The organism is Actinoallomurus sp. CA-142502, assembly GCF_050936355.1.
Taxonomy (GTDB): Bacteria; Actinomycetota; Actinomycetes; order Streptosporangiales; family Streptosporangiaceae; genus Actinoallomurus; species Actinoallomurus iriomotensis.
Window position 1 is genome coordinate 4,055,018 of sequence record NZ_JBNJMY010000001.1, and the last position, 23,886, is coordinate 4,078,903.

General features: G+C 71.0%; 23 protein-coding genes and 1 pseudogene. 20 read left to right on the plus strand and 4 right to left on the minus strand.

The window, feature by feature from the left end; all coding sequences use genetic code 11:
• Positions 1–6 precede the first annotated feature (6 nt).
• The 5 genes from ftsW to ftsZ all read left to right on the plus strand — a co-directional run bounded on the left by ftsW (position 7) and on the right by ftsZ (position 6,496).
• Positions 7–1,269, plus strand: a complete 1,263-nt coding sequence (gene ftsW, locus ACQEV1_RS19635) for a putative lipid II flippase FtsW (protein ID WP_432705512.1) — start codon at positions 7–9, stop codon at positions 1,267–1,269.
• A gap of 119 nt (positions 1,270–1,388) precedes the next feature.
• A complete protein-coding gene (murG, locus tag ACQEV1_RS19640; protein WP_285566539.1) occupies positions 1,389–2,474 on the plus strand; it encodes an undecaprenyldiphospho-muramoylpentapeptide beta-N-acetylglucosaminyltransferase in 1,086 nt (361 codons plus the stop codon).
• A 31-nt stretch (positions 2,475–2,505) separates the two neighbouring features.
• Entirely contained in the window at positions 2,506–3,903 is a 1,398-nt protein-coding gene (gene murC / locus ACQEV1_RS19645; RefSeq protein WP_285616857.1) for a UDP-N-acetylmuramate--L-alanine ligase, read from the plus strand.
• Positions 3,904–3,960: 57 nt separating this feature from the next.
• On the plus strand, positions 3,961–4,719 hold the full coding sequence (locus ACQEV1_RS19650; RefSeq protein ID WP_285616855.1) for a cell division protein FtsQ/DivIB: 759 nt from the start codon (positions 3,961–3,963) through the stop codon (positions 4,717–4,719).
• Between the two features lie 292 nt (positions 4,720–5,011).
• Positions 5,012–6,496, plus strand: coding sequence for a cell division protein FtsZ (ftsZ, locus tag ACQEV1_RS19655; RefSeq protein WP_285616854.1), 1,485 nt, complete (start codon positions 5,012–5,014; stop codon positions 6,494–6,496).
• 278 nt (positions 6,497–6,774) lie between these two features.
• Here ftsZ and ACQEV1_RS19660 read toward each other — a convergent pair.
• Positions 6,775–6,921, minus strand: a pseudogene (locus ACQEV1_RS19660) (biotin carboxylase N-terminal domain-containing protein); the annotation flags it as partial.
• Between the two features lie 158 nt (positions 6,922–7,079).
• On the opposite strand from ACQEV1_RS19660, the gene ACQEV1_RS19665 reads away from it, so the two are divergent.
• The 5 genes from ACQEV1_RS19665 to ACQEV1_RS19685 all read left to right on the plus strand — a co-directional run bounded on the left by ACQEV1_RS19665 (position 7,080) and on the right by ACQEV1_RS19685 (position 11,347).
• The gene (locus tag ACQEV1_RS19665) at positions 7,080–7,787 is read left to right on the plus strand and encodes a YggS family pyridoxal phosphate-dependent enzyme (protein ID WP_433395060.1); all 708 of its coding nucleotides are present in this window, start codon (positions 7,080–7,082) and stop codon (positions 7,785–7,787) included.
• A 100-nt stretch (positions 7,788–7,887) separates the two neighbouring features.
• Complete coding sequence (locus ACQEV1_RS19670; RefSeq protein ID WP_285616850.1) at positions 7,888–8,409, plus strand: cell division protein SepF; 522 nt, start codon at positions 7,888–7,890, stop codon at positions 8,407–8,409.
• Positions 8,410–8,430: 21 nt separating this feature from the next.
• Positions 8,431–8,712 (plus strand): YggT family protein, encoded by a 282-nt coding sequence (locus tag ACQEV1_RS19675; protein ID WP_285566527.1) that lies wholly within the window; start codon positions 8,431–8,433, stop codon positions 8,710–8,712.
• A 50-nt stretch (positions 8,713–8,762) separates the two neighbouring features.
• Positions 8,763–9,686 (plus strand): DivIVA domain-containing protein, encoded by a 924-nt coding sequence (locus tag ACQEV1_RS19680; RefSeq protein WP_433395063.1) that lies wholly within the window; start codon positions 8,763–8,765, stop codon positions 9,684–9,686.
• 134 nt (positions 9,687–9,820) lie between these two features.
• A complete protein-coding gene (locus ACQEV1_RS19685) occupies positions 9,821–11,347 on the plus strand; it encodes a hypothetical protein (RefSeq protein WP_433395065.1) in 1,527 nt (508 codons plus the stop codon).
• Positions 11,348–11,448: 101 nt separating this feature from the next.
• Here the strand turns inward: ACQEV1_RS19685 and ACQEV1_RS19690 are convergent, their stop codons facing one another.
• Positions 11,449–11,997 carry a nucleotidyltransferase domain-containing protein gene (locus ACQEV1_RS19690; RefSeq protein ID WP_433395067.1) on the minus strand — a complete coding sequence of 183 codons (549 nt, stop codon included), beginning with the start codon at positions 11,995–11,997 and terminating at the stop codon, positions 11,449–11,451.
• Between the two features lie 188 nt (positions 11,998–12,185).
• Between ACQEV1_RS19690 and ACQEV1_RS19695 the strand changes: the two genes are divergently transcribed.
• The gene (locus tag ACQEV1_RS19695) at positions 12,186–12,899 is read left to right on the plus strand and encodes a DUF1707 SHOCT-like domain-containing protein (protein ID WP_432705540.1); all 714 of its coding nucleotides are present in this window, start codon (positions 12,186–12,188) and stop codon (positions 12,897–12,899) included.
• A gap of 4 nt (positions 12,900–12,903) precedes the next feature.
• Here the strand turns inward: ACQEV1_RS19695 and ACQEV1_RS19700 are convergent, their stop codons facing one another.
• The gene (locus ACQEV1_RS19700; protein ID WP_433395069.1) at positions 12,904–13,482 is read right to left on the minus strand and encodes a dihydrofolate reductase family protein; all 579 of its coding nucleotides are present in this window, start codon (positions 13,480–13,482) and stop codon (positions 12,904–12,906) included.
• A 61-nt stretch (positions 13,483–13,543) separates the two neighbouring features.
• On the opposite strand from ACQEV1_RS19700, the gene ACQEV1_RS19705 reads away from it, so the two are divergent.
• A complete protein-coding gene (locus tag ACQEV1_RS19705; RefSeq protein ID WP_285616845.1) occupies positions 13,544–14,047 on the plus strand; it encodes a winged helix-turn-helix transcriptional regulator in 504 nt (167 codons plus the stop codon).
• 57 nt (positions 14,048–14,104) lie between these two features.
• On the opposite strand, the gene ileS is transcribed toward ACQEV1_RS19705, so the two are convergent.
• Positions 14,105–17,272, minus strand: a complete 3,168-nt coding sequence (ileS, locus tag ACQEV1_RS19710; RefSeq protein WP_433395071.1) for an isoleucine--tRNA ligase — start codon at positions 17,270–17,272, stop codon at positions 14,105–14,107.
• Positions 17,273–17,945: 673 nt separating this feature from the next.
• Between ileS and ACQEV1_RS19715 the strand changes: the two genes are divergently transcribed.
• The 8 genes from ACQEV1_RS19715 to ACQEV1_RS19750 all read left to right on the plus strand — a co-directional run bounded on the left by ACQEV1_RS19715 (position 17,946) and on the right by ACQEV1_RS19750 (position 23,862).
• A complete protein-coding gene (locus ACQEV1_RS19715) occupies positions 17,946–18,356 on the plus strand; it encodes a TraR/DksA family transcriptional regulator (protein WP_285567187.1) in 411 nt (136 codons plus the stop codon).
• An 8-nt stretch (positions 18,357–18,364) separates the two neighbouring features.
• Positions 18,365–19,039, plus strand: a complete 675-nt coding sequence (gene lspA / locus ACQEV1_RS19720) for a signal peptidase II (protein WP_433395073.1) — start codon at positions 18,365–18,367, stop codon at positions 19,037–19,039.
• Entirely contained in the window at positions 19,039–19,968 is a 930-nt protein-coding gene (locus ACQEV1_RS19725) for an RluA family pseudouridine synthase (protein WP_285616841.1), read from the plus strand. The genes lspA and ACQEV1_RS19725 overlap by 1 nt, the downstream gene beginning before the upstream one ends.
• A gap of 1,262 nt (positions 19,969–21,230) precedes the next feature.
• Positions 21,231–22,097 (plus strand): GNAT family N-acetyltransferase, encoded by an 867-nt coding sequence (locus tag ACQEV1_RS19730; protein ID WP_433395075.1) that lies wholly within the window; start codon positions 21,231–21,233, stop codon positions 22,095–22,097.
• Positions 22,098–22,423: 326 nt separating this feature from the next.
• Positions 22,424–22,741 (plus strand): PadR family transcriptional regulator, encoded by a 318-nt coding sequence (locus ACQEV1_RS19735; RefSeq protein ID WP_433395078.1) that lies wholly within the window; start codon positions 22,424–22,426, stop codon positions 22,739–22,741.
• Positions 22,738–23,304: a hypothetical protein gene (locus ACQEV1_RS19740; protein ID WP_433395080.1), complete on the plus strand. Its 567-nt coding sequence runs from the start codon at positions 22,738–22,740 to the stop codon at positions 23,302–23,304. The genes ACQEV1_RS19735 and ACQEV1_RS19740 overlap by 4 nt, the downstream gene beginning before the upstream one ends.
• Entirely contained in the window at positions 23,301–23,531 is a 231-nt protein-coding gene (locus ACQEV1_RS19745; protein ID WP_433395082.1) for a hypothetical protein, read from the plus strand. Before ACQEV1_RS19740 ends, ACQEV1_RS19745 begins: the two co-directional genes overlap by 4 nt.
• 37 nt (positions 23,532–23,568) lie before the next feature.
• A complete protein-coding gene (locus tag ACQEV1_RS19750; protein WP_433395084.1) occupies positions 23,569–23,862 on the plus strand; it encodes a YciI family protein in 294 nt (97 codons plus the stop codon).
• The last annotated feature ends 24 nt before the right edge of the window (positions 23,863–23,886 follow it).

The window sequence follows — 23,886 nt, forward strand, 5'->3', positions numbered from 1 at the left end:
GTGAGCATGAGTGTCGGCGAGCTGAGGGCACGGGCCGACGAGGAGGAGCCGGGGCCGCGCGGCTGGTTCCCGGGTATGGCGGGCCTGCTCGACCGGCCGTTGACCTCGTACTACCTGGTGCTGGGCTGCTCGATGCTGCTGCTCGCGCTCGGCATGGTGATGGTGCTGTCGGCCTCCAGCGTCCGGCAGTACCAGAACACCGGCTCGGCGTTCACGCTGTTCGAGAAGCAGGCGCTGTGGGTGGCGATCGGGCTGCCGCTGATGTGGCTGGCGAGCCGGATGCCGGCCAAGATCTTCCGCACGCTGGCCTACCCGCTGATGCTGCTGTCGGCGCTGGCCCTGGTCGTGGTGCTCGTCCCCGGGCTCGGCCAGAGCACCAACGGCGCACAGCGCTGGATCAGCTTCGGCGGGCCGTTCCAGCTCCAGCCGTCGGAGCCGGCCAAGCTCGGGCTGGTCCTGTGGGGCGCCGACCTGCTGGCCCGTAAGGAGCGGCTCCGCCAGCTCACCGAGTGGCGGCAGCTGCTGATCCCGCTGCTGCCCGGAACCGGCGTCCTCGTCATGCTGGTGATGCTCGGCAGCGACCTGGGCACCACCCTCGTCCTGCTGACGATCTTCCTGGCCATCCTGTGGGTCGTGGGCGCCCCCGGCCGGCTCTTCGTCGGCCTGGCGGGCGTGACCGGCGTGCTCGTCGCCATCCTCATCGTCGTGGAGCCGTACCGCCTGCAACGGCTGACCGGGTTCCTCGACCAGTCCGGCAACCAGCTCTCCCTCAACTACCAGGGCATCCAGGGCCTGTACGCCATCGCGTCGGGAGGCTGGTTCGGCACCGGCCTGGGCGAGGGCCGCGCCAAGTGGAACTTCCTGCCCAACCCCGAGACCGACTTCATCTTCGCCATCATCGGCGAGGAGCTCGGCCTGATCGGCACGCTCGTCGTGCTCGGCCTGTTCGGCCTGCTGGCGTACGCCGGGCTGCGGATCGCCCGGCGCGTGAAGGACCCGTTCATGCAGCTCGCGGCGGCCGGGGCCACCGCCTGGCTGGCCGTCCAGGCGATCGTGAACATCGGCGCGGTGATCGGCGTCCTGCCCATTACGGGTATCCCTCTGCCATTGGTGTCGTACGGTGGGTCAGCACTGATCCCCACGCTGATCGTTCTGGGCATGCTGTTGTCGTTCGCCAAGCGCGAGCCCGGCGCCCGGCAGGCCCTGGCGGCGCGTGGTCCGGGTCCGGCCACGCTGGCTCTAAGCTGGCTGGGCCTGGCCAAGCGCTGAGCGTGCTTGTACCGAGGGCGACCGATGACCCGGCGAAGCGAGCGGCGTGGGCGGTCGAACCAGGCCGGCCACGCGGAGCTAGTGACGAGGTTGAGCGACCGATGAGCAGGAGCACGAGCATGAGGGTTGTCCTGGCCGGAGGCGGGACCGCAGGACACATCGAACCCGGCCTGGCCCTCGCCGACGCGTTGCGCCGCGAGGACCCCGGAGTCCAGGTCACCTGCCTGGGCACCGAGCGGGGCCTGGAGACCAGACTCGTGCCCCAGCGCGGTTACGAACTCGCGCTGATCCCGCCGGTGCCGCTGCCCCGCACGCTCACGCCGCGCCTGCTGACCGTGCCCGGCCGGCTCGCCGGCGCGATCAACACGGCCGCCGCCGTGCTCGACCGCGTCCAGGCCGACGTGCTGGTCGGCTTCGGCGGCTACGTCGCGACCCCGGGCTACCTCGCCGCCCGCCGCCGCAAGGTGCCGATCATCGTGCACGAGGCGAACCCGCGGCCCGGCCTGGCCAACCGCCTGGGCGCGCGGTTCACCGAGCACGTCGCGGTGGCCGCCCCCGACACGCCGCTGCCGCACGCCGAGGTCGTCGGCATCCCGCTGCGCCGGGAGATCGCCACCCTCGACCGGCTGGCCATGGGCGACAAGGCGCGGGCGCACTTCGGGCTGCGGTCGGATCTGCCGACCCTGCTGGTCTTCGGCGGGTCGCAGGGAGCGCGCTCGCTCAACCGCGCGCTCACCGCGACGGTGGACTCCCTGCGCGCCGCCGGCATCCAGATCCTGCACATCGTCGGCCCCAAGAACGCCAGCGAGCCCGAGGTCACGCCCGACGACCCCGCGTACATCATGCTTCCGTACTGCGACCGGATGGACCTGGCGTACGCCGCGGCCGACTTCGCGATGTGCCGGGCGGGCGCGATGACCTGCGCGGAGATGACCGCGGTGGGGCTGCCCGCGGCGTACGTCCCGCTCCCGATCGGCAACGGCGAGCAGCGCCTCAACGCCGAGCCGATCGTGGCGGGCAACGGCGGCCTGCTGGTCGAGGACGCCGAGCTGACCGCCGACTGGATCCGCGCCAACGTGCTGCCGGTCCTGTCCGACGCCGAGCGGGTCGCTCAGATGTCCGAGGCCGCGGCCCGCATGGGCCGCCGAGACGCCGACGTCGCCCTCGCCGCCATGGTCGCCCGGGTCGTGGCGGCCGGCGAGTGAACACCGGCGCCCGAACCGCAGGGAGAGAAACATGAGCCTGGTCACGCCGGTCGAGGTCGTGCCGGCCGATCGGCTGGGACGCGTCCACTTCGTCGGCATCGGCGGAGCCGGCATGTCGGGCATCGCCCGCATCATGCTGGGGCGCGGCATCCCGGTCTCCGGCAGTGACGCGAAAGACTCCGACCTGCTGGCGGACCTGCGCGAGCTGGGCGCGACGACGTACGTCGGCCACGCCGCCGAGCACGTCGGCGACGCGACCACGGTGGTCGTCTCCACGGCGATCCGCGAGACGAACCCGGAGCTGGCCGCCGCCCGCGAGCGCGGCCTGCTCGTCCTGCACCGCGCCGCCGCGCTGGCGTCCCTGATGGACGGCCGCCGGTCCGTGGCGGTCGCCGGCACGCACGGCAAGACCACGACCACCTCGATGCTGACGGTCGCCCTGCAGCACGCCGGCGCCGACCCGTCGTACTGCATCGGGGGCCAGCTCGTCACCACCGGCCTGGGCGCCGCCGACGGGTCCGGCGACCTGTTCGTCGCCGAGGCCGACGAGAGCGACGGCTCGTTCCTGATGTTCGCCCCGAAGGTCGCCATCGTGACCAACGTCGAGGCGGACCACCTGGACAACTACGCCAGCTTCGAGAAGGTGAAGGAGACCTTCGCCCGGTTCGCCGAGCGGGTCCGGCCGGGCGGGCTGCTCGTCGTGTGCGCGGACGACCCGGTCGCCCGGGCGCTGGGCGAGGACGGCGCGCGACGGGGCCTGACGGTCCGCACGTACGGCGAGGCCGCGGACGCCGACTACCGGGTGACGGGCTTCACACCTCAGGGGTTCGGCTCCCGGTTCACCGTCGGCGAGCGTGAGCTGCGGCTGTCGGTACCGGGACGCCACTACGCCCTCAACGCCACGGCGGCGTACGCCACCGCCGTCGAGCTGGGGGTGCCGGCGGACGCCGTCGCCGAGGGCCTGGCCGGGTTCACGGGGGCGCGGCGCCGCCTGGAGCCCAAGGGAGAGGCCGGGGACGTCAGGGTGTTCGACAGCTACGCCCACCACCCGACGGAGCTGGCCGCCGACCTGCGGGCGACCCGTGACTACGTCAGCGGTCTCGGCGGTGGCCGGATCATCGCGGTCTTCCAGCCGCACCTGTTCAGCCGCACGAAGTTCTTCGGGGCCGAGTTCGGCGCCGCGCTCGGCCTGGCCGACGAGGTCGTCGTGCTCGACGTCTTCCCGGCCCGCGAGGATCCCATTCCCGGCGTGACCGGTGAGCTGGTCGCCGACGCCGTGCCCCACGACGGCGTCGTCTACGAACCGGACGGAAACGCGGCGGCCGGGCGTGTCGCGGCGATGGCGAAGCCGGGGGACGTCATCATCACCATGGGCGCCGGAGACGTGACCGCGCTCGGGCCGAAGATTCTGGAGCTGCTCGGCGCCTGACCGCCGGTGGCGGCCGGGGCCCGTCCCGCCCGACGTCCGCGCAGGTGAGGAGACCCGGTGAGCATCGAGCCCGACGAACCCGGCGGTACGGAGGACGAGGACGCGCCACGTCCCCTCCCGCGACGACGGCGGGACCGGTCGAGCCGCTGGAAGGCGCTGTTCGTCGCGCTGCTCGTCACCGGGGTGCTCGGCACGGCGGCGTGGGTGCTGCTGGGCTCGCGGCTGCTCGTCGCTCGGCACATCGACGTGGTGGGGGAGCGGCTGGTGTCGCGCGACCAGGTGCTCGCCGTCGCCCGCGTACGCCTCGGCGAGCCGCTCATCAAGCTGAACACCGGGGCCGTGCGCGACCGGGTCGAGGCGGTCCAGGAGGTCGAGACCGCCCGGGTCGAGCGGCGCTGGCCGACCACGGTGCGCATCGTCGTGCGCGAGCGCACGCCGGTGGCCGCCGTGCAGCAGGACAACCGGTTCCTGCAGATCGACCGCTACGGCGTGACGGTTCTCACGTCGGCGGCGCGCCCGCGCGGCCTGCCGGAGCTCGTCGTGGCGACCCCGGTGTCGAGCGATCCGTCGCTGCGGGCGGGGCTCGCCGTCATCCGCGCCCTGCCCGCCTGGGTGTCCCGGCGCGTCGCGAGCGTCGAGGCGCGCTCGCCCGAGGCGGTCACGCTGCGGCTCAAAGAGGGCGTCGCCATCGTGTGGGGTGCGCCGGAACGCACCGAGGACAAGCTACGGTTGCTCCGCGGGCTGCTGAGCACGGCTTCGCAGCGCGAAACCAAGACCATCGACGTGAGCGCGCCGGAGGTTGTCACCACCGAGTAGCGGTGAACCCTTCGTACGCGCCACACTGGGGCGGCCGCATGACGGGGACATTCGCCATGTGGCGGGGGACGAAACAGGATTAGTGGGATGTCGCGCGACACGCCGATCGGCTCGGGGCCGGGTTAGTTGACCCTGCAGTGGTGCGCCCCTACTGTCCGTATCAGCCTTAGGTTGACATAACTGTAAGTCTCAACTTGAGGGTGAGGGTTCCGGCCCCGGTAGGAAACATGACGGTCGCCTTGACGGGCGGCCGATGGTCATAGAGATAGAGCGAGCGGAAGGGCCCCTCGTTGTGGCAGCACCGCAGAATTACCTAGCGGTCATCAAGGTCGTCGGCATCGGCGGTGGTGGCGTCAATGCCGTCAACCGCATGATCGAAGAGGGCCTCAAGGGCGTTGAATTCATCGCTATCAACACCGACGCCCAAGCGCTGCTCATGAGTGACGCCGACGTCAAGCTCGACGTCGGCCGCGAGCTCACCCGCGGTCTCGGCGCCGGCGCCAACCCCGACGTCGGTCGCAAGGCCGCCGAGGACCACCGCGAAGAGATCGAAGAGGTGCTCAAGGGCGCCGACATGGTCTTCGTCACGGCGGGCGAGGGCGGCGGCACCGGCACGGGCGGGGCGCCGGTCGTGGCCAACATCGCCCGGTCGCTCGGCGCGCTCACGATCGGCGTGGTGACACGCCCCTTCAGCTTCGAGGGCAAGCGCCGCGCGATGCAGGCCGAGGCCGGCATCGAGACGCTGCGCGACGAGGTCGACACCCTCATCGTCATCCCCAACGACCGGCTGCTGTCGATCTCCGACCGCCAGGTCAGTGTGCTCGACGCCTTCAAGGCCGCCGACCAGGTGCTCCTCTCCGGTGTTCAGGGCATCACCGACCTCATCACCACTCCGGGCCTGATCAACCTCGACTTCGCCGACGTCAAGTCGGTCATGTCCGGGGCCGGCTCGGCCCTGATGGGCATCGGCTCCGCACGCGGCGACGACCGGTCCGTCGCGGCGGCCGAGATGGCGATCTCCAGCCCGCTGCTGGAGGCCAGCATCGACGGCGCCCACGGCGTGCTGCTGTCGATCTCGGGCGGCTCCGACCTCGGCCTGTTCGAGATCAATGAGGCGGCGCAGCTGGTGTCCAACGCCGCGGCACCCGACGCCAACATCATCTTCGGCGCCGTCATCGACGACGCGCTCGGCGACGAGGTCCGCGTGACCGTCATCGCGGCGGGCTTCGACGACATCCGCCCGGACAACAGGCCCGGACCACAGTCCGAGCCCAAGCGCAACACCCCGGCGCGACCGCCGGTGGCCACGCCGCCCGTGGCGACGCCGCCGGTGGCCGCGCCCCGCCCCGTGGTCCCGCCGCAGACGCCCCCGCCGCCGCGCGTCACCCCGATGCCCGCCCCGCCGGCCCGGAGCGCCGAGCCGGAGGACGACCACAAGCCGCAGGCGCCGGCGGTCCCGGCTTCCGCCTCGCCCAAGGCGGAGCTGCCGAAGCCGACCGAGCCCAAGCACGAGCCGCCGGGCCCGGGCAAGCCGGGCGAGCCCGGCCGCGACTCCGGAGGACCGGCCGGAGCCCCGGCGAGCGGATCGGCCGGAGGAGCGGTCGGTGGGTCGGCCACCTCGCCCCGCTCGACGTCGAATGAGGCCGTCGCGGGCCCTAAGGTGCCGCGGCCGGCGACCGAGCCTGCCGCGGCGCGCCTGAACACCGACGCGTCCCGTCGCCGCCCCGTCGTCTTCGAAGAGGACGACGACCTCGACGTGCCGGACTTCCTGAAGTAGCCACCGAAGCGACGCCGGGCCGTTCTCCTGGCCCGGCACGCCGCGCGGACCTGCGGAATCCTTCCCGCCGATCGCGCGCCGGACGCCGACGCGGCACACCGTACGGACGTCCGGGCCCCGGTCGGCGCCGGGGGTGGGCAGGGCCCTCCCTCCCGGGGGTCCATCCCACTTCCATTGTCCAGGGTCGGAAGCGTCCGGGCAGGTGGGCGGCGCGATTGTGGATAACGTGACCGCGCGCCGCCTCGGCGAACGCGGCATTCTCGGACAGGAAGGCGTACGGCGTTCTCGGACAGGAAGGCGTACCCCGGGTGGACGGCGTCCGCGCCCGCGGCCCGCGCGGCGTCGAGGATCGCCTTCTGGCCCAGGTACGTCTCGGCGGGCGACGCGCCGGACAGGCGCACGGCGCGGCCGACCTCGGTCGCGTGTACGCGGTCGCCGCTCCCGGGCGGCACCGGCCGGTCCGCGCCATGTCGGCACGGCCGGGTCCGAGCCGGACCCGGCCGCACGCGCCGACCCCGCGTGATGGGGCGGTGACCCGGCGGGATACTCTGCCGCCGTCTCCCCGCGGAGGGTCGGAAAAGGGATGAGTCGTATCGAAGAACTGGCCGCGAACCTCGCCGCCGTACGTGAGCGGATCGCCAAGGCGTGTCACGCCGCCGGCCGTGCGCCGGATGAGATCACGCTCGTCGCCGTCACCAAGACCTTCCCCGCCTCCGACGTACGGCTCCTCGCCGAACTGGGGATCACCGACGTCGCGGAGAACCGCGACCAGGAGGCGGCCGCCAAGGTGTACGACTGCCGCGACCTCGATCTGACCTGGCACTTCGTCGGACAGCTGCAGACGAACAAGGCCCGCTCCGTCGTCTCGTACGCCGATGTGATCCACTCGGTCGACCGGGCGCGGCTGGTGAACGCGCTGTCACGGGCCGCGACCGACGCCGGGCGTTCGCCGCGCTGTCTCATCCAGGTCTCCCTGGACGAGGCCGGTACGGCGGAGGGCGGCCGCGGCGGCGTACGGCCCGACGGGGTGCTCGCGCTCGCTGAGGCGCTCAGCGCCGCCAAGGGGCTCCGGCTCGGCGGGCTGATGGCGGTGGCGCCGCTCGGCGCCGACCCGGCCCCCGCATTCGCTCGTCTGGCGGAGATCTCCGATTCTCTGCGCGCCGTCTATCCGGACGCCAAAACGGTATCGGCGGGCATGAGCGGTGATTTGGAGCACGCGATCGTGAGTGGCGCGACACACGTCCGCATTGGTACGGCGTTGCTCGGAGGTCGACGGGCAATCGTCAGGTAATGTCCCCACAGTGGACCTTGGTGTCCGTGTTCAAACGTAACGATCGACCAGTGGAAGCTTCCCGCAGGGATCTCTTGTCGGTGGACGACGGAGGGGGCGTATGGCCAGCGCGATGCGCAAGATGGCGGTCTACCTCGGCCTTGTGGAGGACGATCGCTACGATGATGAGTACGACGAGTACGACATCTACGACGACGATGCCGCGGACCGTCGCCGGGTGGATCGTGCCGACGACGAGTCATCCCCTCAGCAGTCCACGGGAGCCCCGGACCAGGCGGAAGGCGATCACAAGGCGTTCGTCTCGGAGCGTCGGCCGCCTCTTGCCGAGTCGGCGGTGTCAGACCTCGCTCGAATCACTACGCTTCATCCCAGGACCTACAACGAGGCCCGCACGATCGGAGAGCACTTCCGGGAAGGGACCCCGGTGATCATGAATCTCACCGAGATGGTCGACAGCGACGCGAAGCGTCTCGTCGACTTCGCGGCTGGTCTCATATTCGGCCTGCACGGAAGCATCGAGCGTGTTACGAACAAGGTGTTCCTGTTGTCCCCAGCCAATGTCGAGGTGACCGCCGAAGACAAGGCCCGTATGGCAGAACGAGGGTTCTTCAATCAGAGCTGACAGCCACATGCGAGAGTGTTCGTGAACCTTGGAAGCTACCTGAGCATCCCGCTCTACCTGTTCCTGCTCTTCCTCATCGGCAGGCTGGTACTCGAGACGCTTCAGGCGTTCGCCCGGTCGTGGAGGCCTACCGGGGTGGTGCTGGTGTTGGCGGAGACCACTTACACGGTCACCGATCCACCCCTTAGACTGCTACGCCGTTTCATCCCGTCCGTTCGGCTGGGTAACGTTGCGTTCGACCTGAGCTTCACGGTCCTCTTCTTCATGGTCTGGTTCTTGATCATCGTCGTCCAGCCGCTCTGATCGGGTACCGTCCGTTCGGGGACAGACTCCAAGCGCGCCAAGGAGACCAGATGCCGCTGACACCCGCGGATGTGCGGAACAAGCAGTTCAGTACCACCCGGCTTCGGCCGGGCTACGACGAAGAGGAGGTCGACGCTTTCCTCGACGAGGTCGAGGCGGAGCTCGACCGGCTCATCCAGGAGAACGAGGAGCTGCGGGCCAAGCTCGCCGAGTGCCTTCGTGGCAAGGTTCCGGCGATGGCCGCTCCCATCGTCGAGCCCAAGCCCGAGATGACGCACATGCCCGAGCCGCCCAAGCCTCCGGAGCCCAAGCCGGAGCCGGAGCCGATGCTGGGCAGCCTCGGCATACCCCCGGTCGCGCCGCAGCCGCCCGCGCCGGTGAGCAGCCCGGGTGAGGACAACATGGACACGGCCGCCCGCGTGCTCGCGCTCGCGCAGCAGACGGCCGACCAGGCGATCGCCGACGCGCGCCGCGAGGCCGACGAGACGCTGGGCCGCGCCCGCCGCGAGGCCGAGGAGATCCTCGGCAAGGCCCGCCGGCAGTCCGAGCAGATCGTCAGCGAGGCCCGAGCCCGCGCCGAGTCGCTCGAGCGCGACGCCCAGGACCGCCACCGTCAGGCGATGGGCTCCCTCGTGCAGCAGCGCGAAGAGCTCGAGCGCATGGTCGACGACCTCAACGCCTTCGAGCGTGAATACCGCAGCCGCCTGAAGGCCTACCTCGAGGGCCAGCTGCGCGAGCTGGAGGCCGGAGCCAGCCAGAACGCGCCGTTCGGCGTCGGCCCGGGCGGCACGGGTCCGCAGCCCGCACAGCCCTCCATGCCCCAGCACGCCGAGGTGCGCAACGGCCAGCCGTCGGTCGGACCGGCCAACACCGGCCAGAATCCCTTCCCGCAGCACCAGCCCGAGCCGCAGCACGCCCAGCACGCCACCGGAGGTTTCCACACCGCCGACAACCCGCCGCACGACCGCCGCTGATCAAGCGCGCGTCGCGAGAGGCGAATGTCCAGCCTCGAACAAAGTGGTAGCCGGTTGGAGGCGACCGAATCGGCCGAAGTTGCGCTAGCGTTGCTGCGCATCTCCGTACGACGGTCGGTTAGAGGGAGACCTGCGTGATCATCCTGAGTGGTGTGCTCGTCGTCCTGGCGATCGCCCTGCTAGTCACGGGCATCGTCACGGGCAACACCGGGCACGAGGTTGCGGGGCTTGACGGACTGAAACTGATCTACGTCTCCATCGGGATCAGCATCATCTCCGCCCTCTGCCTAGCCATCGGGGTGTTCCTACGCCGCAAGGAGCTGTTCGGCAGCGCCGAGGCGGAGTCGTCCGCCAAGAGGTCCGCGGCGCGGTCCAAGACCGCCCGTACGGCCAAGGCGAAGGCACGCGTGGGCGCGGGCGAGGAGGCACCGGTCTCGGTGGTCCCGACGACCGCGATCGACGTGCCCCCCGAGACGAGCGTCTATGTGATCCCCGGCCGTAAGCGCTACCACCTGGAGACCTGCCGCCAGCTGGCGGGCCGCGACAAGGAGGAGCTCACCTACGTCGAGGCGCGCGAGGAGGGCTTCACCGCCTGTACGGCCTGTCTCCCCGACACGGCATTGGCGGCCCGAGCGGCGGTCACGGAGACCGAGCCCGCCGCCGAGACACCCGCGTCCCCCGAGGACGCCCGCCCCACCGAGTCCCTGGAGACCGCGGCGGACACCGCCGAGCTCACCGCTCCCAGGGCCGACGACCCGGCCTCGGTGACGCGCACGGATCTGCCCGTCACCCGGCTCGACGACGACGAGACCGCACCCGCAGCCGAGTCCCCAGCGGCGGCCGAGTCGACCGTGACGTCCGAAGCCGACACCCTCCACGAGGCCGACCACCACACCGACCAGGAGACCGACGCGGAGCCGCAGTCGGAGGTCGCCGAGGAGCCGTCCGAACCGGCCGCCGAACGACCGCTGGCGCGCAGCCGGTCGTTCTTCGAGCCGCTGGACCGGGACGACGCCAGCACCAGCGACGAGACGCCCGCCGAGGACGACGACGCGGCCCGCGCCGAGGAGCCCGCCGAGCCCGAGGCCGCCACCCCGGCGCCGTCGGAGCCGGAGGCCGCCGAGGAGCCGGAGGCCGTGGAGGACTCCGAGACGGCGGAGCAGCCGTCCGAGACCGAGGATGAGCCGGCCGCCGAGGCCCCCGCGGAGACGGACTCGGCCGAGACGGATTCGGCCGAAACGGCGGTGACCGAGACCGGCCGGTCCGACGACGCCGACGACCGGGCGGCCGACGAGGCCGAGGACCGGCCCGACGACCAGGCCGACGAGGAGCCCGCCGACACGGACGAGTCCGCGACCGGCGACGAGGACGAGGACGAGGACGAGACGCCGAAGCCGGCCGACGACGCCGAGTCCGACGCCTCCGCCGACGACGCCTCTGACGACGACGCCTCCGAGGACGACGCGGCGTCGGACGACTCGCTCGTCCGCATCCTGAGCGGCACCAAGCGCTACCACCGTCCCAACTGCGCCCTCATCGAGGACATCGCGGACGACGCCGACGACCTGGAGTCGCTGACCCGTACCGAGGCGAAGGAGCGCGGCTGCACCCCCTGCCTGGTGTGCCAGCCCGACAAGGATCCCTCGGACGACTCCTACTGAGCTCGCCCACACCGCAGAGGACCCGGCTCCGCCCGGGTCCTTTTCGTATGCGCGGGACCGGCCTCCGCCGGTAACGGCCAGGCGCCGGAAGGCGGTGCGTCCTACGGAGGTGGACGTTCGGGCCCGCCTGCGGCAAGGGCCGCTTCAAGGCGCGCGATGTCCTCGGCGTCCTTGGCGCGGCGCGGACTGCCCGGCACCCAGACCGGCATCATCCGCTTGATCTCGATCTGCGCACGGGGAGCGATGATCGGACAGGAGAGGCTCCCGATGCGGCCGGTGTGCGGCTCCAGCAGGTCCTCCGGCCACGGCGAGCCCGCCCACGGGCCACCCCCGACCACGACGCGTCCCGATCCGTCGCGGCGGATCAGGTTGAAGCTCAGCTCCTGCCCGTCCTTGAGCATGTCGAGCTGCTGCTCCGGCGGCAGGCCCGCCACCGGCCGGTACCCCCGCCGGGCGAGCTCCGCGCCCAGACGTTCCGCGTCACCGGCCCAGGCGAACCAGTCGATGTCACGGTGGTCCCGTGTCACCTCGCCGAGGAAGAAGTCCATCGCCCAGCCGCCCCGGAGCCAGACCGGAACCTCGCATGCCGCACTCGTCGCCAGCACTTCGGCGATCAGCCGAAGCTGCCGGCCGGCACGGAAGGTGTCCACGGCCGCGGACGCTAACGTCCTCCGGCGGCCGACGGCAACCCGGAATCGTGCGGCCGGCGGTGAGGGCGGGGCGACGGAACGGCGCCGCTGCCTCCGGAAGCGCTCTCCGCGTTGGCTCTTCCTGCCTCGTGCGGAATGATGCCCCTGTGGAGCTTTCAGGAAAGCCTTCCGAGCCCGATCCGGCGCGCATGCGCGCCTCGGACGCCGACCGCGATCGGGTCGCCGAACAACTGCGGGAGGCGCTGGCCGAGGGCCGGCTGACGGCCGAGGAACACGCCGAACGCCTCGACGCGGTCTACGAGGCGAAGACGTATGCCGAGCTGGCGCCGATCGTGGAGGACCTGCCGGCGACCGGCGGCGTGCGCCCGCCGGAGACCGGGCCGTCCGTCCGTGACGACCTGCCCCCGCCCCAGTCCGGCACGCCGAACATCGTCGCGATCTTCAGCGGCGCCGATCGGCGGGGACGCTGGCTGATCGAGCCCCGGACCAACGTGGTCGCGGTCTGCGGCGGCGTCGAGCTCGACCTCCGGCAGGCGGTGCTGTCGCAGCGCGAGGTCACGATCAACATCGTCACCGTCATGGGCGGCGTGCAGATCACCGTTCCGCCGGGCGTGCGCGTGGTGAACTCGATCGCCGCGGTGCTCGGCGGCACGTCACTGCCGTCGGAGGACACGGTCGACGCGGCCGCCCCGGTCGTCCGGCTCACCGGATTCAACCTGCTCGGCGGCGTGGACGTGAAGCGCCGGACCGCGGACGGCGCCGACCTGTCCGGCAAGCCGGACCACCGCACGCTCCACGAGGAACAGCGCCGCATCCACCTGGAGTTCCGCGAGAAGCAGCGCGAGATCCACCGCGAGTTCCGCGACCAGCAGCGCGCACTACGCCGCCGCCGGCGCGGCTAGGGCCCTAGACCGTCGGGGTGGGCCGGTACCGTACGTTCACGGCCGACGTGGGGTCGCCTTCGCCCACCCGGTGCAGGCGGACGGGCTCACCGCCGGGGTTGTCGTACAGCCGGATGCCGTCGCCGAGCAGGACCGGGGCGACGTGCAGGTCGATCTCGTCGATCAGGCCCAGTTCGAGAAGCCGACGCCCGATGGTGGGCGAGAACACCTCGAGGTTCTTGCCGCCGGCCGCTTCCAGCCCGATGCGCACCGCCTCCGCCGGGTCGCAGTTCAGGAACGTGACCCCTTCGGCGGGCGTCGCGTCCTCGGGGTGGTGGGTGAGCACGAAGATCGGTCCCTCCCAGGCGCCGCCGTACGGGCGCTTGTCATCGATCGCGGCGTCCCAGCCGTCTCGCCCGCCGAGGATGGCGCCCGTGGTCTCGACGTACTCGTCGACCAGGCCGGGCCGGAACGAGGTGCCGGCCATCCAGTCCATCGCGTGGTCCGGCCCCGCCACGAAGCCGTCCAGCGACATCGTGAAGTGCCAGAGCACCTTCCCGCCCGCGATCTGCCGCTCGGTGTCGCCCATCATCGCCTCCGCCATCTGCTTGCATTTTGCAATCGGTAAGGCGACATTAGGTCATCCGGTTGTATATTGCAATCGGATGAGGGAGGGATCTGCGTTGGTGCAGTCAGCGCGTTCGGGATGTCCGATCAACGCCGCGGTCGAGGCGTTCGGCGACGGCTGGAGTCTGCTCGTGCTGCGGGACGTCATGTTCGGGAGCCGGCGCTACTTCAGGGAGCTGCTCGCAGGTTCGGAGGAGGGGATCGCCTCCAATATCCTCGCCGACCGGTTGAAACGGCTGGTGAACGCCGGCCTGCTGACCCGCGAGGACGCGGGGCCGGGACGGCGGGCGGCCTACAGCCTGACCGAGGCGGCGATCCAGCTGGTGCCCGTCTTCGCGCAGCTCGGCGACTGGGGGGTGCGCCACCGGCCGACCACGAAGCGGCTGCGCGTGCGGGCGGAGCTCCTCGCCGCCGGCGGCCCGGAGCTGTGGGCCGAGTTCATGGCCGAGCTGCGGACCATCCATCTCGGCGCGCCGCCGCCGGAACGCGACGGCCCGAGCGTGATGGAACGCCTGGCCGAGGCCTACGCCGCCGCGCTCTGACGGCCGTACGTGAACGGAGGCGGGGCCGCCCACGGCGACCCCGCCCCCCGCGAAGTGTCAGGACGCCTTGCGCAGCCAGAAGGTGAGGCGCAGGCCGTCGTCCCGGTTCGACGGGAGCTCCTCCTCCGGCTCGTCGTCGTGCCAGGTGTTCGCGAGCACCTCGCTCGCCACCTCGGCACCGTGTTCGGTCAGGGCCTCGTCCAGGTCGGCGTCCGTGGTGCGCCACCACAGCTCGATCCGGTCGGTGATCTCCAGGCCGGCGTTCTTGCGGGCGTCCTGCACCAGGCGGATCACCTCGCGTACGAGACCGGCGCGGCGGAGTTCCGGCGTGACGGTCAGGTCCAGGCCGATCGTCTCCCCGGCGGCGCTCTCCACCGCCCAGCCGCTCAGCGGCCGCTCGGTGACGATCACGTCGGACGGGGTCAGTTCGACCTTGCCGACCTCCGGCGCGTCGACCGTCGCGGTGAAGGACTCGCGCAGCGCGTGAGTGAGAGCCGCGGGCTCGGCGGACGTGATCGCCTGGGCGACCTGCGGCGTCTGCTTGCCGAACCGCTTGCCCAGCTCGCGGAAGTTCGGCTTGACGACGTACTCCACGAGGTCACGGCCGATCGAGGCGAGGGTGTCGAACCCCTGGACGTTCAGCTCGTCGGCGATCTGCGCGCGGAGCTCGCCGGGCAGCGTGTCCCAGCCCGGCGCGCCGACCAGAGCGCGGCCGAGCGGCTGGCGGGTACGGACGGCGGAGGAGGCCCGCGCCGCGCGGCCCAGCTCGACCAGCCGCCGTACGAGCGCCATCTGCTCGCTCAGCGCGGGGTCGACCAGCGTCTCGTCCACCGTCGGCCAGCTCGCCAGGTGCACCGAGTCCGGGGCGTCGTCCCGGCGTAGCACGTTCCAAACGTAGTCGGTCAGGAACGGGGCCATCGGCGCCATCAGCCGGCTCAGCGTCTCCAGGCACTCGTACAGGGTCGCGAAGGCGGCGGCGTTGGCCGGCCCGCCCTCCGGGCCCTCCCAGAACCGGCGTCGGGACCGGCGGACGTACCAGTTGGACAGGTCGTCGATGAACTCGGTGAGCCGCCGCCCGGCCGCCGTCGTGTCGAAGCCCTCCAGGGCCTCGTCGACCTCGCGTACGGTCCGGTGCAGCTCGGCGAGCACCCAGCGGTCCAGCAGCGGACGGTCCGCGGGCGCCGGGGCCGGCGTCTCGGTCGTCCAGTCCGAGGCGTTCGCGTAGAGGACGAAGAAGGAGACGGTGTTCCAGTACGTGAGGAGCACCTTGCGGACGATCTCCTCCAGCGCCGCGTCGCCGACCCGGCGGGCCGCCCACGGCTGGCCGGCCGCCGCCATGTACCAGCGCAGCGCGTCGGCGCCGTGCTTGTCCATGAGCGGGATCGGCTCCAGGACGTTGCCGAGGTGCTTGCTCATCTTGCGGCCGTCCTCGGCGAGGATGTGCCCGAGGCAGACGACGTTCTCATACGACGAGCGGTCGAAGACCAGCGTGCCGACCGTCATCATGGAGTAGAACCAGCCGCGGGTCTGGTCGATCGCCTCGCAGACGTACTGCGCGGGGTAGGACGACTCGAACGTCTCCTTCTGCCGGTGCGGGGCGCCCCACTGGGCGAACGGCATCGAGCCGGAGTCGTACCACGCGTCGATGACGTCGGGCACGCGGCGGGCCTCGTCACCGCACTCGGGGCAGGCGAAGGTGACGTCGTCGACGTACGGGCGGTGCGGGTCGAGCGCGCTCAGGTCCGTACCGGCCAGTTCGCCGAGCTCCTTCAGCGACCCCACGCACGTCACGTGGTCCGCGGCGCACAGCCACAGCGGCAGGGGAGTGCCCCAGTAGCGGCTGCGCGACAGCGACCAGTCGACGTTGTTGCGCAGCCACTCGCCGTACCGGCCCTCCTTGATCGTCTCGGGGAACCAGTTGGTGGCGGCGTTCTCCTCCAGCAGCCGGTCCTTGATCACGGTCGTCTTGATGTACCAGGCGGGCAGCGCGTAGTACAGGAGCGGCGTGTGGCAGCGCCAGCAGTGCGGGTAGCTGTGCTCGTACGCCTCGGTGCGGAAGAGCCGGCCGCGCTCCTTCAGCTCCTCGATGAGGCGCGGGTTGGCGTCGCGGAAGAAGACACCGCCGACGAGCGGCACGGTGAGGTCGAAGTGGCCGTCCGGCCGGACCGGGTTCACGACGGGCAGCCCGGCGGCGCGGCAGGCGTTGAAGTCGTCGGCGCCGAACGCGGGCGCCAGGTGCACCAGGCCGGTGCCGTCCTCGGTGGTGACGAAGTCGGCGGTCAGCACCCGGTGGGCGTCGGGCACCTCCACCAGGTCGAACGGGGGCCGGTAGGCGGTGCCGGCCAGCTCGGACCCGGAGTGCCGGGAGACGATGTGCCAGCCCTCGCCGAGGACGCGGGCGAACAGCGGCTCCGCGACGATCACGCGGCCGGGCTCGCCGGAGCGCGCCGCGACCACGTACGTCACGTCCGGGTGGACGGCCACGGCGGTGTTGGAGACGAGGGTCCAGGGCGTCGTGGTCCACACGAGCAGGTCGGTGCCCTCGAGCGGCCCCTCGGCGAGCGGGAAGCGCACGGTCACCGTCGGGTCGGTGACGGTCTCGTAGCCGCCCGGCTGGCCGAGCTCGTGGTCGGACAGGGGAGTGCCGCAGCGCGGGCAGTACGGGCTGATGCGGTGGTCGCGGACCAGCAGGCCCTTGTCGAAGACGACCTTGAGCGACCACCAGACGGACTCGACGTACTCGGGATCCATGGTGCGGTACGCCTGCGCGAGGTCGACCCAGTAGCCCATGCGCTCGGTCATCGCCTCGAACGCGTCGACGTGGCGGAGCACCGACTCGCGGCACCGGGCGTTGAACTCGGCGACGCCGTACTCCTCGATGTCCTTCTTGCCGGTCAGGCCCAGCTCGCGCTCCACGGCCACCTCGACGGGCAGTCCGTGGCAGTCCCAGCCGGCCTTGCGGCGGACGTGGAAGCCCTTCATGGTCTTGAACCGGGGGAACAGGTCCTTGAACACGCGCGCCTCGACGTGGTGCACGCCGGGCATGCCGTTGGCGGTCGGGGGGCCCTCGTAGAAGACCCAGGGGTCTCCGCCGGCGGTCTGGTCGAGCGAACGCTCGAAGACCTTGTCCTCGCGCCAGCGCGTGAGCACCTCGCGCTCCAGGGCGGGCAGGTCGACCTGGGTGGGAAGGGCGCGCATCCGGCGCGCTCGCAGCTCTTCGGCCATGGGACTCCTCCGGCGACACGGCATTGACACGTGGACCGGAGGGACGAGGCGCGTGGGCCCCGCGGTACCACCCTCCTTGGCCGCCCCGGAAAGGGAGCGACCCGCTCATTCATGCTCGGCGGCCGGGTCTACTGGGTCGAGGTGACCGTTCTGCCGGCGGCTACGGGGTGATCAGATCGCCGGGCACACCCCCGGACTCGCACCGTCTCCGGGTCGCTCATGGTTGCGTACGGCGGCAGGTGTCCCCATCAACGCCTTGCCGATAGCGACCATAACGCACAGAGGGCGATGACTTCTTCCCGGTTATGTACGGGCGGCGTACAGGACCCGGTCGCGTCCGGGGGTTTTCGGTCGGGTGATCGGGGAAAATCGGATGTTTGGCGGTTGAACGACGGCGTTCGGACCGGCGTTCCGCGCCAAGTTTGGGTAAGCGGCCGGTCGGCGTCGGCTTTGCTAACCGCCTGTATTAGGACATATGCGGCGTGTTACAAGACCTGGTCATTTGCCGTCTCGATGACGCGCGACCTATGCTTCCCGCACTGCCAGAGATGATCGGCGCAAGGGGGGCCCGACTATGGACGGCACTGCCGGCCCGAAGGATAGGAATCCCACGGCTGAGGCGCCTCGCGCGACACGCACCGGCACACGGCGCGCGTCCGCGACGGGACGAAAGATCTCCCCGGCGACCGCCAAGCGGTTGCCGGTCCGCCAGGGGGAAGGTCACTGGACGGCGGGCGAGCTCGCCGACGTACGTGACCGGCTGGAACTGGAGATGACGGCTCTGCGTTCGGAGATCGCCGCGGCCGAGTCGCAGATCGCCGAGCGGATGAACGATGTGACGGAGGGGGCCGGCGACGACCAGGCCGACGCCGGGGCCAAGACGTTCGAGCGTGAGCACGAGATGGCGCTCACCTACAACGCGCGGGATCTGCTCGCGCAGAACGAGCGCGCGGTCGACCGGATCGGCCAGGGCACCTATGGTGTGTGCGAGTCGTGCGGGCAGCCGATCGGGAAGGCGCGCCTGCAGGCCTTCCCGCGTGCGACCCTATGCGTGATATGCAAACAGAGAGAGGAGCGTCGCTGAGCGACGCCATGAACCCAGGGCAAGACGCCGGCGTCCGGCCACGGCGTATCGGCGTGCTCGTCGCCATCGCGATCGCCGCGTTCGCGCTCGACGTGATCAGCAAGGCGATCGTGGTGGCGACGCTGCCCGACCGGCCGCAGCCCGTCGAGCTGCTCGGCGGCCTGCTGACCCTGCGGGTGATCCGCAACAGCGGTGCCGCCTTCAACATCGGCACCGGCATGACGCTGGTGTTCACCGTGATCGCGGCGGGCGTGGTCGTGGCCATCCTGCGCTACGCGCGGCGGCTGCGCAGCCTGCCGTGGGCCGTCACGCTCGGCCTGCTGCTCGGCGGTGCCCTGGGCAACCTCGCCGACCGCCTGTTCCGCTCGCCCGGGGTGTTCCGCGGGCACGTGGTCGACTGGATCGAGCTGCCGCACTGGCCGGTGTTCAACCTGGCCGACGCGTCGATCGTCTGCGGCGGCGTGCTGGCCGTCCTGCTCGCCTCGCGAGGTCTGCAGGTGGACGGCACGGTGCAGCGCGACGACGAGCCCGAGAAACCTGAGAAACCTGAGAAACCCGAGCAGCCCGAGGCCGGTGCGCCCGGCGAGGCCGCCGAGCCGGAGACGCCGGCCGCGGACCGGCGGGAGGCCTCGGTGGCCGGCGACGACCAGAGCGGCGGCCCCCGACCGGACGCCGAACACTGATGGCCGAGCATCGCAGCCTGCCCGTGCCCGACGGGCTCGAGGGCGAGCGCCTCGACGCGGCGCTCGCGCGGTTGTTCGGGCTCTCGCGCACCCGCGCCGCCGAGGTGATCGCCGCCGGCGACGTGCTCGTCGACGGCCAGGCCGGCGCCAAGTCCGACCGCATGCAGGCGGGGTCCTGGCTCGAGGTCACCCTGCCCGCCCCGCCGTCGGCGCCGAAGCCGCGGCCGGAGCCGGTGCCGGGCATGACCATCCTGTACGAGGACGCCGACATCGTCGTGGTGAACAAGCCGATCGGCGTCGCCGCCCACCCGACCCCCGGCTGGACGGGGCCCACGGTGCTGGAGGGGCTGCTCGGTTCCGGCCACACGGTCGCCACCAGCGGAGCCGCCGAGCGCCAGGGCATCGTCCACCGCCTCGACGCGAACACCACCGGCGCGATGGTCGTGGCCAAGAGCGAGCTGGCCTACTCCATGCTGAAGCGCGCCTTCAAGGAGCGCACGGTCGACAAGCGCTACCAGGCGCTCGTCCAGGGACATCCGGACCCGCTGCGGGGCACGATCGACGCGCCCATCGACCGGCACCCCTCCGGCGACGGCCGGTTCGCCGTCGTCGCGGGCGGGCGCCCCTCGGTGACGCACTACGACACGATCGAGGCGTTCCGCGCGCTCAGCCTGCTCGACATCAAGCTGGAGACCGGCCGCACCCACCAGATCCGGGTGCACATGTCCGCCGTACGCCATCCGTGCGCGGGTGATCTCGCGTACGGCGCCGACCCGACGCTCGCGGCGCGGCTGGGGCTGCGGCGGCAGTGGCTGCACGCGGTCCGCCTCGGGTTCGACCACCCGTCCGACGGGCACTGGGTGGAGTTCGAGAGCCCCTACCCGGACGACCTGGCCCACGCCCTCGAGGTCGCCGCCGCCGAGTCCTGACCGGCGCGGCCGGCCCGGATCACTCGGCCGCGAGTGCCGCGAGTTCTTTGGGGGCCAGGACGACGACCGCGCCGGGCTCGGTCCGCACGAGCCCCACGAGCGGCGAGCCGACGAGCGAGCGGAGTGGGCGGTGAGGGACGAGCCGTCCGCGTAGTGAGTGAGGAGGCGAGCGCGACCATCGATACGAGCGGCGAGCCGACGAGCGAGCGGAGTGGGCGGTGAGGGACGAGCCGTCCGCGTAGTGAGTGAGGAGGCGAGCGCGACCATCGAAGCGGTGGCCGGCGCGCTCAGCGCGCGGTTGACCGCCACACGGGACGCGCCGACGCTCTCGGCGAGGCCGGTCTGAGATCCGGGGAGGATCACCCGGTCGCCGGGCCGTACGGCGGCGCGCGCGAGCCGGCCGGCGACGCGTGCGGTCGTGTCGCCGAACGCGACCCGCACCAGGTCGTCCTGGCGGTCGTGCAGCCGGCCGGCCAGGTGGCGCAGGACGTGGTGGCGCACGCCGGGCACCTCGTCGATGAGCGTGAGCAGGTCGCCCGCCGGGACGAGCCGGATCCGCGTGCGGGTCGCCGCGAGCCATGTCGCGGTGTGGGTCCGGCCGGCCAGGACGGCGGCCTTGTCGACCGTGCACGGCGCCGCGAACTCCCCGAGCCGCAGCCGCCGTCCCCGCGCCGGCCTCCACGACGATGAGGTGGCCGGCCGGGTCGCCCCGCAGGGCGACGACCGTACCGGCGGTGACGGTGCGGGCGGTGGACCGGCCGGGCAGGGAGGTGAGCCGCCGCCGGTCCAGGCCGGCGAAGAGCGGCACGGCCCGCAGCGTCGCGACGTCATCCGGCATGAACCGGAGTATCGGCCGATACAGCGCCGGCGCCCCGTCGCTCGCCGAAGCGTTGGGCGCCCTAAAGACGGGCGGCCAGTCCTGGTGGGATCCAGCCTTCGGCGGACTAAGAAATAACCCTCGAGTTCGTTGGCGCCCTCCTCGTCCCTGTAGTCCCAGGACCTGGCTCTTTCCTCTTGATCTATGCGGGTTCCGTTAGGTGAAGCCAGCTCAGGATTCCTAAACACCCGTCTCCGTAATCGGTTGTGTCCAATGCATGAAGGCGAGGAGGTCCGATTGAGCCTGGCGGTCGTGCGGGATCTTCGGGAGGCTCGTCCTCCGGCCACCGGTGAGGAGCTGGTGGGGCTCGAGACCGATGTGCTGGCAGGGTTCGTGCTGGCTCGGGCCGCGGTCGGGGGCAGATCCGGCAGGGGGATCATGCAGCATGCGCCCAGATGACTGGCACCTCACCGAAGACGTCGAAGACTTCCTCGCCCAAGCGGGAGACTTCCTGCGCTCACGTCCCGCCCTGCACAACACGCTGCTGACGGACATCGAGAGACTGCGAACACGCGCGGCGAACGGGCACAGCACCGAATCCACCCTCTTCGGCCGGCTGGAGTCAGAGGGCAAGGTCCGCGCCATCTTCTACCGCACTCCGCGCGACCGCCTGACCCTCACCCCACTCTCTACCGAGCAGGCCGGCACCCTCGCCGCTCACTTGGTCGGCCTCGGCCACTCACCCTCCGGCGTCATCGCGGACCACGACACCGCCACCGCGTTCGCCGAGGCATGGCGGCAGCACACGGGTGCAGCGCCGGTGCCCTTCTGGCGGGCTCATCTCTACCATCTCGGCGCACTCACCCCACCTCAGCCGCGCCCGGAGGGCCGGGGCCGCGTCGAGGGGAAGCAGGACCATGAGCGGGTCGTGCGCTGGTGCCGTGAGTTCTGCGCCAACGTCGGAGAGAGCGTCTCCATAGACGCGATTGATGCCGGCTCCTGGGCCGATACGCGTTTCGCGGACAAGCACTTCACCTTCTGGGAGACCCCGGACGGCACCCTCGTCTCCATGGCGGGCTCGACGTCGATGGTCGCCGGCATGGTCCGGGTGGACCCCGTCTTCACCCCGGCACCCTTCCGGAGCCGCGGCTACGCGGGCGCCGTGACGGTCGAGGTGAGCAGAGCCGCGCTGACCGCAGGAGCGACGGACGTCGTCCTGTTCGCAGACCCGACCAACCCCACCAGCAACGCCCTCTACCAGCGCATCGGATACGTCCACGTCACCGACTTCACCGGGTACGAATTCTCCTAACAACCGCTACGCCTCTACACCAGCCCGCCCGACGAGATCGCCGCCAGCTATATCGAGAACCTGTAGATCACCTACTCGGCGGCTGGGGACACGGTTCGGGGTAGAACGCAGGCCCTTGGGTTCCACCGAACCCAAGGGCCTGAATCCGCCATAGAGCCTGAAGGCCCATGGGTTCATCGTGAAGACCCTTCAGTTCACTCGAACTCCGGGGAATCCTGCGGTTGCGTTCGACGATCGAAAGCCGGCGGGACGGGCGGACCCCTCTAACTTGTACTCTACCTAGGGCTAGGTAGAGTAAGGGCATGCCCCAACGGTCTGTCCCACGGATGACACTCACGACGCAGCTGGTGCTGCGGGCACTACTTGAGGATCCCGACCAGGAGAAGTACGGGCTGCAGATCTGCGCAGCGGCGAACCTGGCCAGCGGTACGATCCATCCGATCCTGGCACGGCTTGAGGGCCTGGGGTGGGTGGAATCCCGCTGGGAGGACGGTAACCCCCACGAGCAGGGCCGCCCTCGGCGCCGCTACTACCGGCTCACTCCCGACGGCGCCGAACGAGCCCGAGACGCTCTGGCTACCGCCCGCACCTCGGTCAACGCGCTTCCTGGGCTCCGCCCCCGGCCTGCCGGTGGTGCGGCATGACCATGCCCCTCAGCGATCGCGAACTCGCCCACGACATCAAGCGGACCCTCCAAGCGGTCAGTGACACCCACAGCGACCTCCGCACCTTCATGAAGGCCAAGGATGTCCTCCACACCGCCAAGAGCCTCACCAACGTCCTCGACTTCGCCGATCACCCCCAGGCCACCGGCCACTGCGAAGAACTTGACCAAGCCGTTCGCTGGGTAATCGGTCGCTACCAGAAGCTGCCGGGCAGCCCCCGCAACGACGTCTTCGAGGCCGTCCTGCCCATGATCGGCGAACTCAAGGAAATCCTCGGCGCGCTTCCAGCGAACGGACATGACGGAGGTCGCCGACAGGTCGAGGGCGCGGCTTGGTCGGCGAGGCAACTGTTGCAGGTCGCGACACGCCTGCTACCCGGTTGCGATCGAGCCAGATACGCCGAAGAGTTCCGCAGCGAACTGTGGGACTTGGCCGGGGCGGGACGGTGGCAGCAGATCCTCTACGCTGCGCGGCAACTCCTCCGAGCGGGCCACCTGCGAATCGAGCTGAAGGCCCCACGCCGGAGTAAGGCGCCCTCATGAAGCGGGGCGCCCTGGTGACGCTAAAGATCGCCGGGGGACTGGCGGCCACCCCGATACTGCTCGCCTTCGACGAGCCCGTGCTGACAGCCAGCGCTGTCGTAATCGCGATCATCACCGTTGCGCTGTGCTGGGCGATCGCCGACGCCGAGCGCGCCGCCCGCCTGGCCCTACTGATCCAGGTCTGCCGCAACGGCAGCCAGAAGCGAGATGTGAAGCGTCGAAGCTAGCCGAAGTCCGCCATGAGACAGAACGCGCCTGGACAGCTTGACAGACGGCATAACGCCCTTCGTCTTCGACGATGACGAACGACGGCTCGCGGCGCGGCCGGCCCACCGGGAGCGGCTTTCCCGCCTGCGCGCCGAGGGGACCCTGACGATGGCCGGACCGTGGGCCGACGACTCGGGGGCGCTGCTGGTCTTCCGTACCGACGAGCGCGGCCTGCGGGACATCCTCGCCGCCGATCCCTACTACTCCACTCCCGGCGTGACCGTCGTCGGGTACCGCCGCTGGACACCCCTCGCACTTGACGACGAGGACGTTATGAACGTACGTTCATGAACATACGTTCATAACGATGTGGCG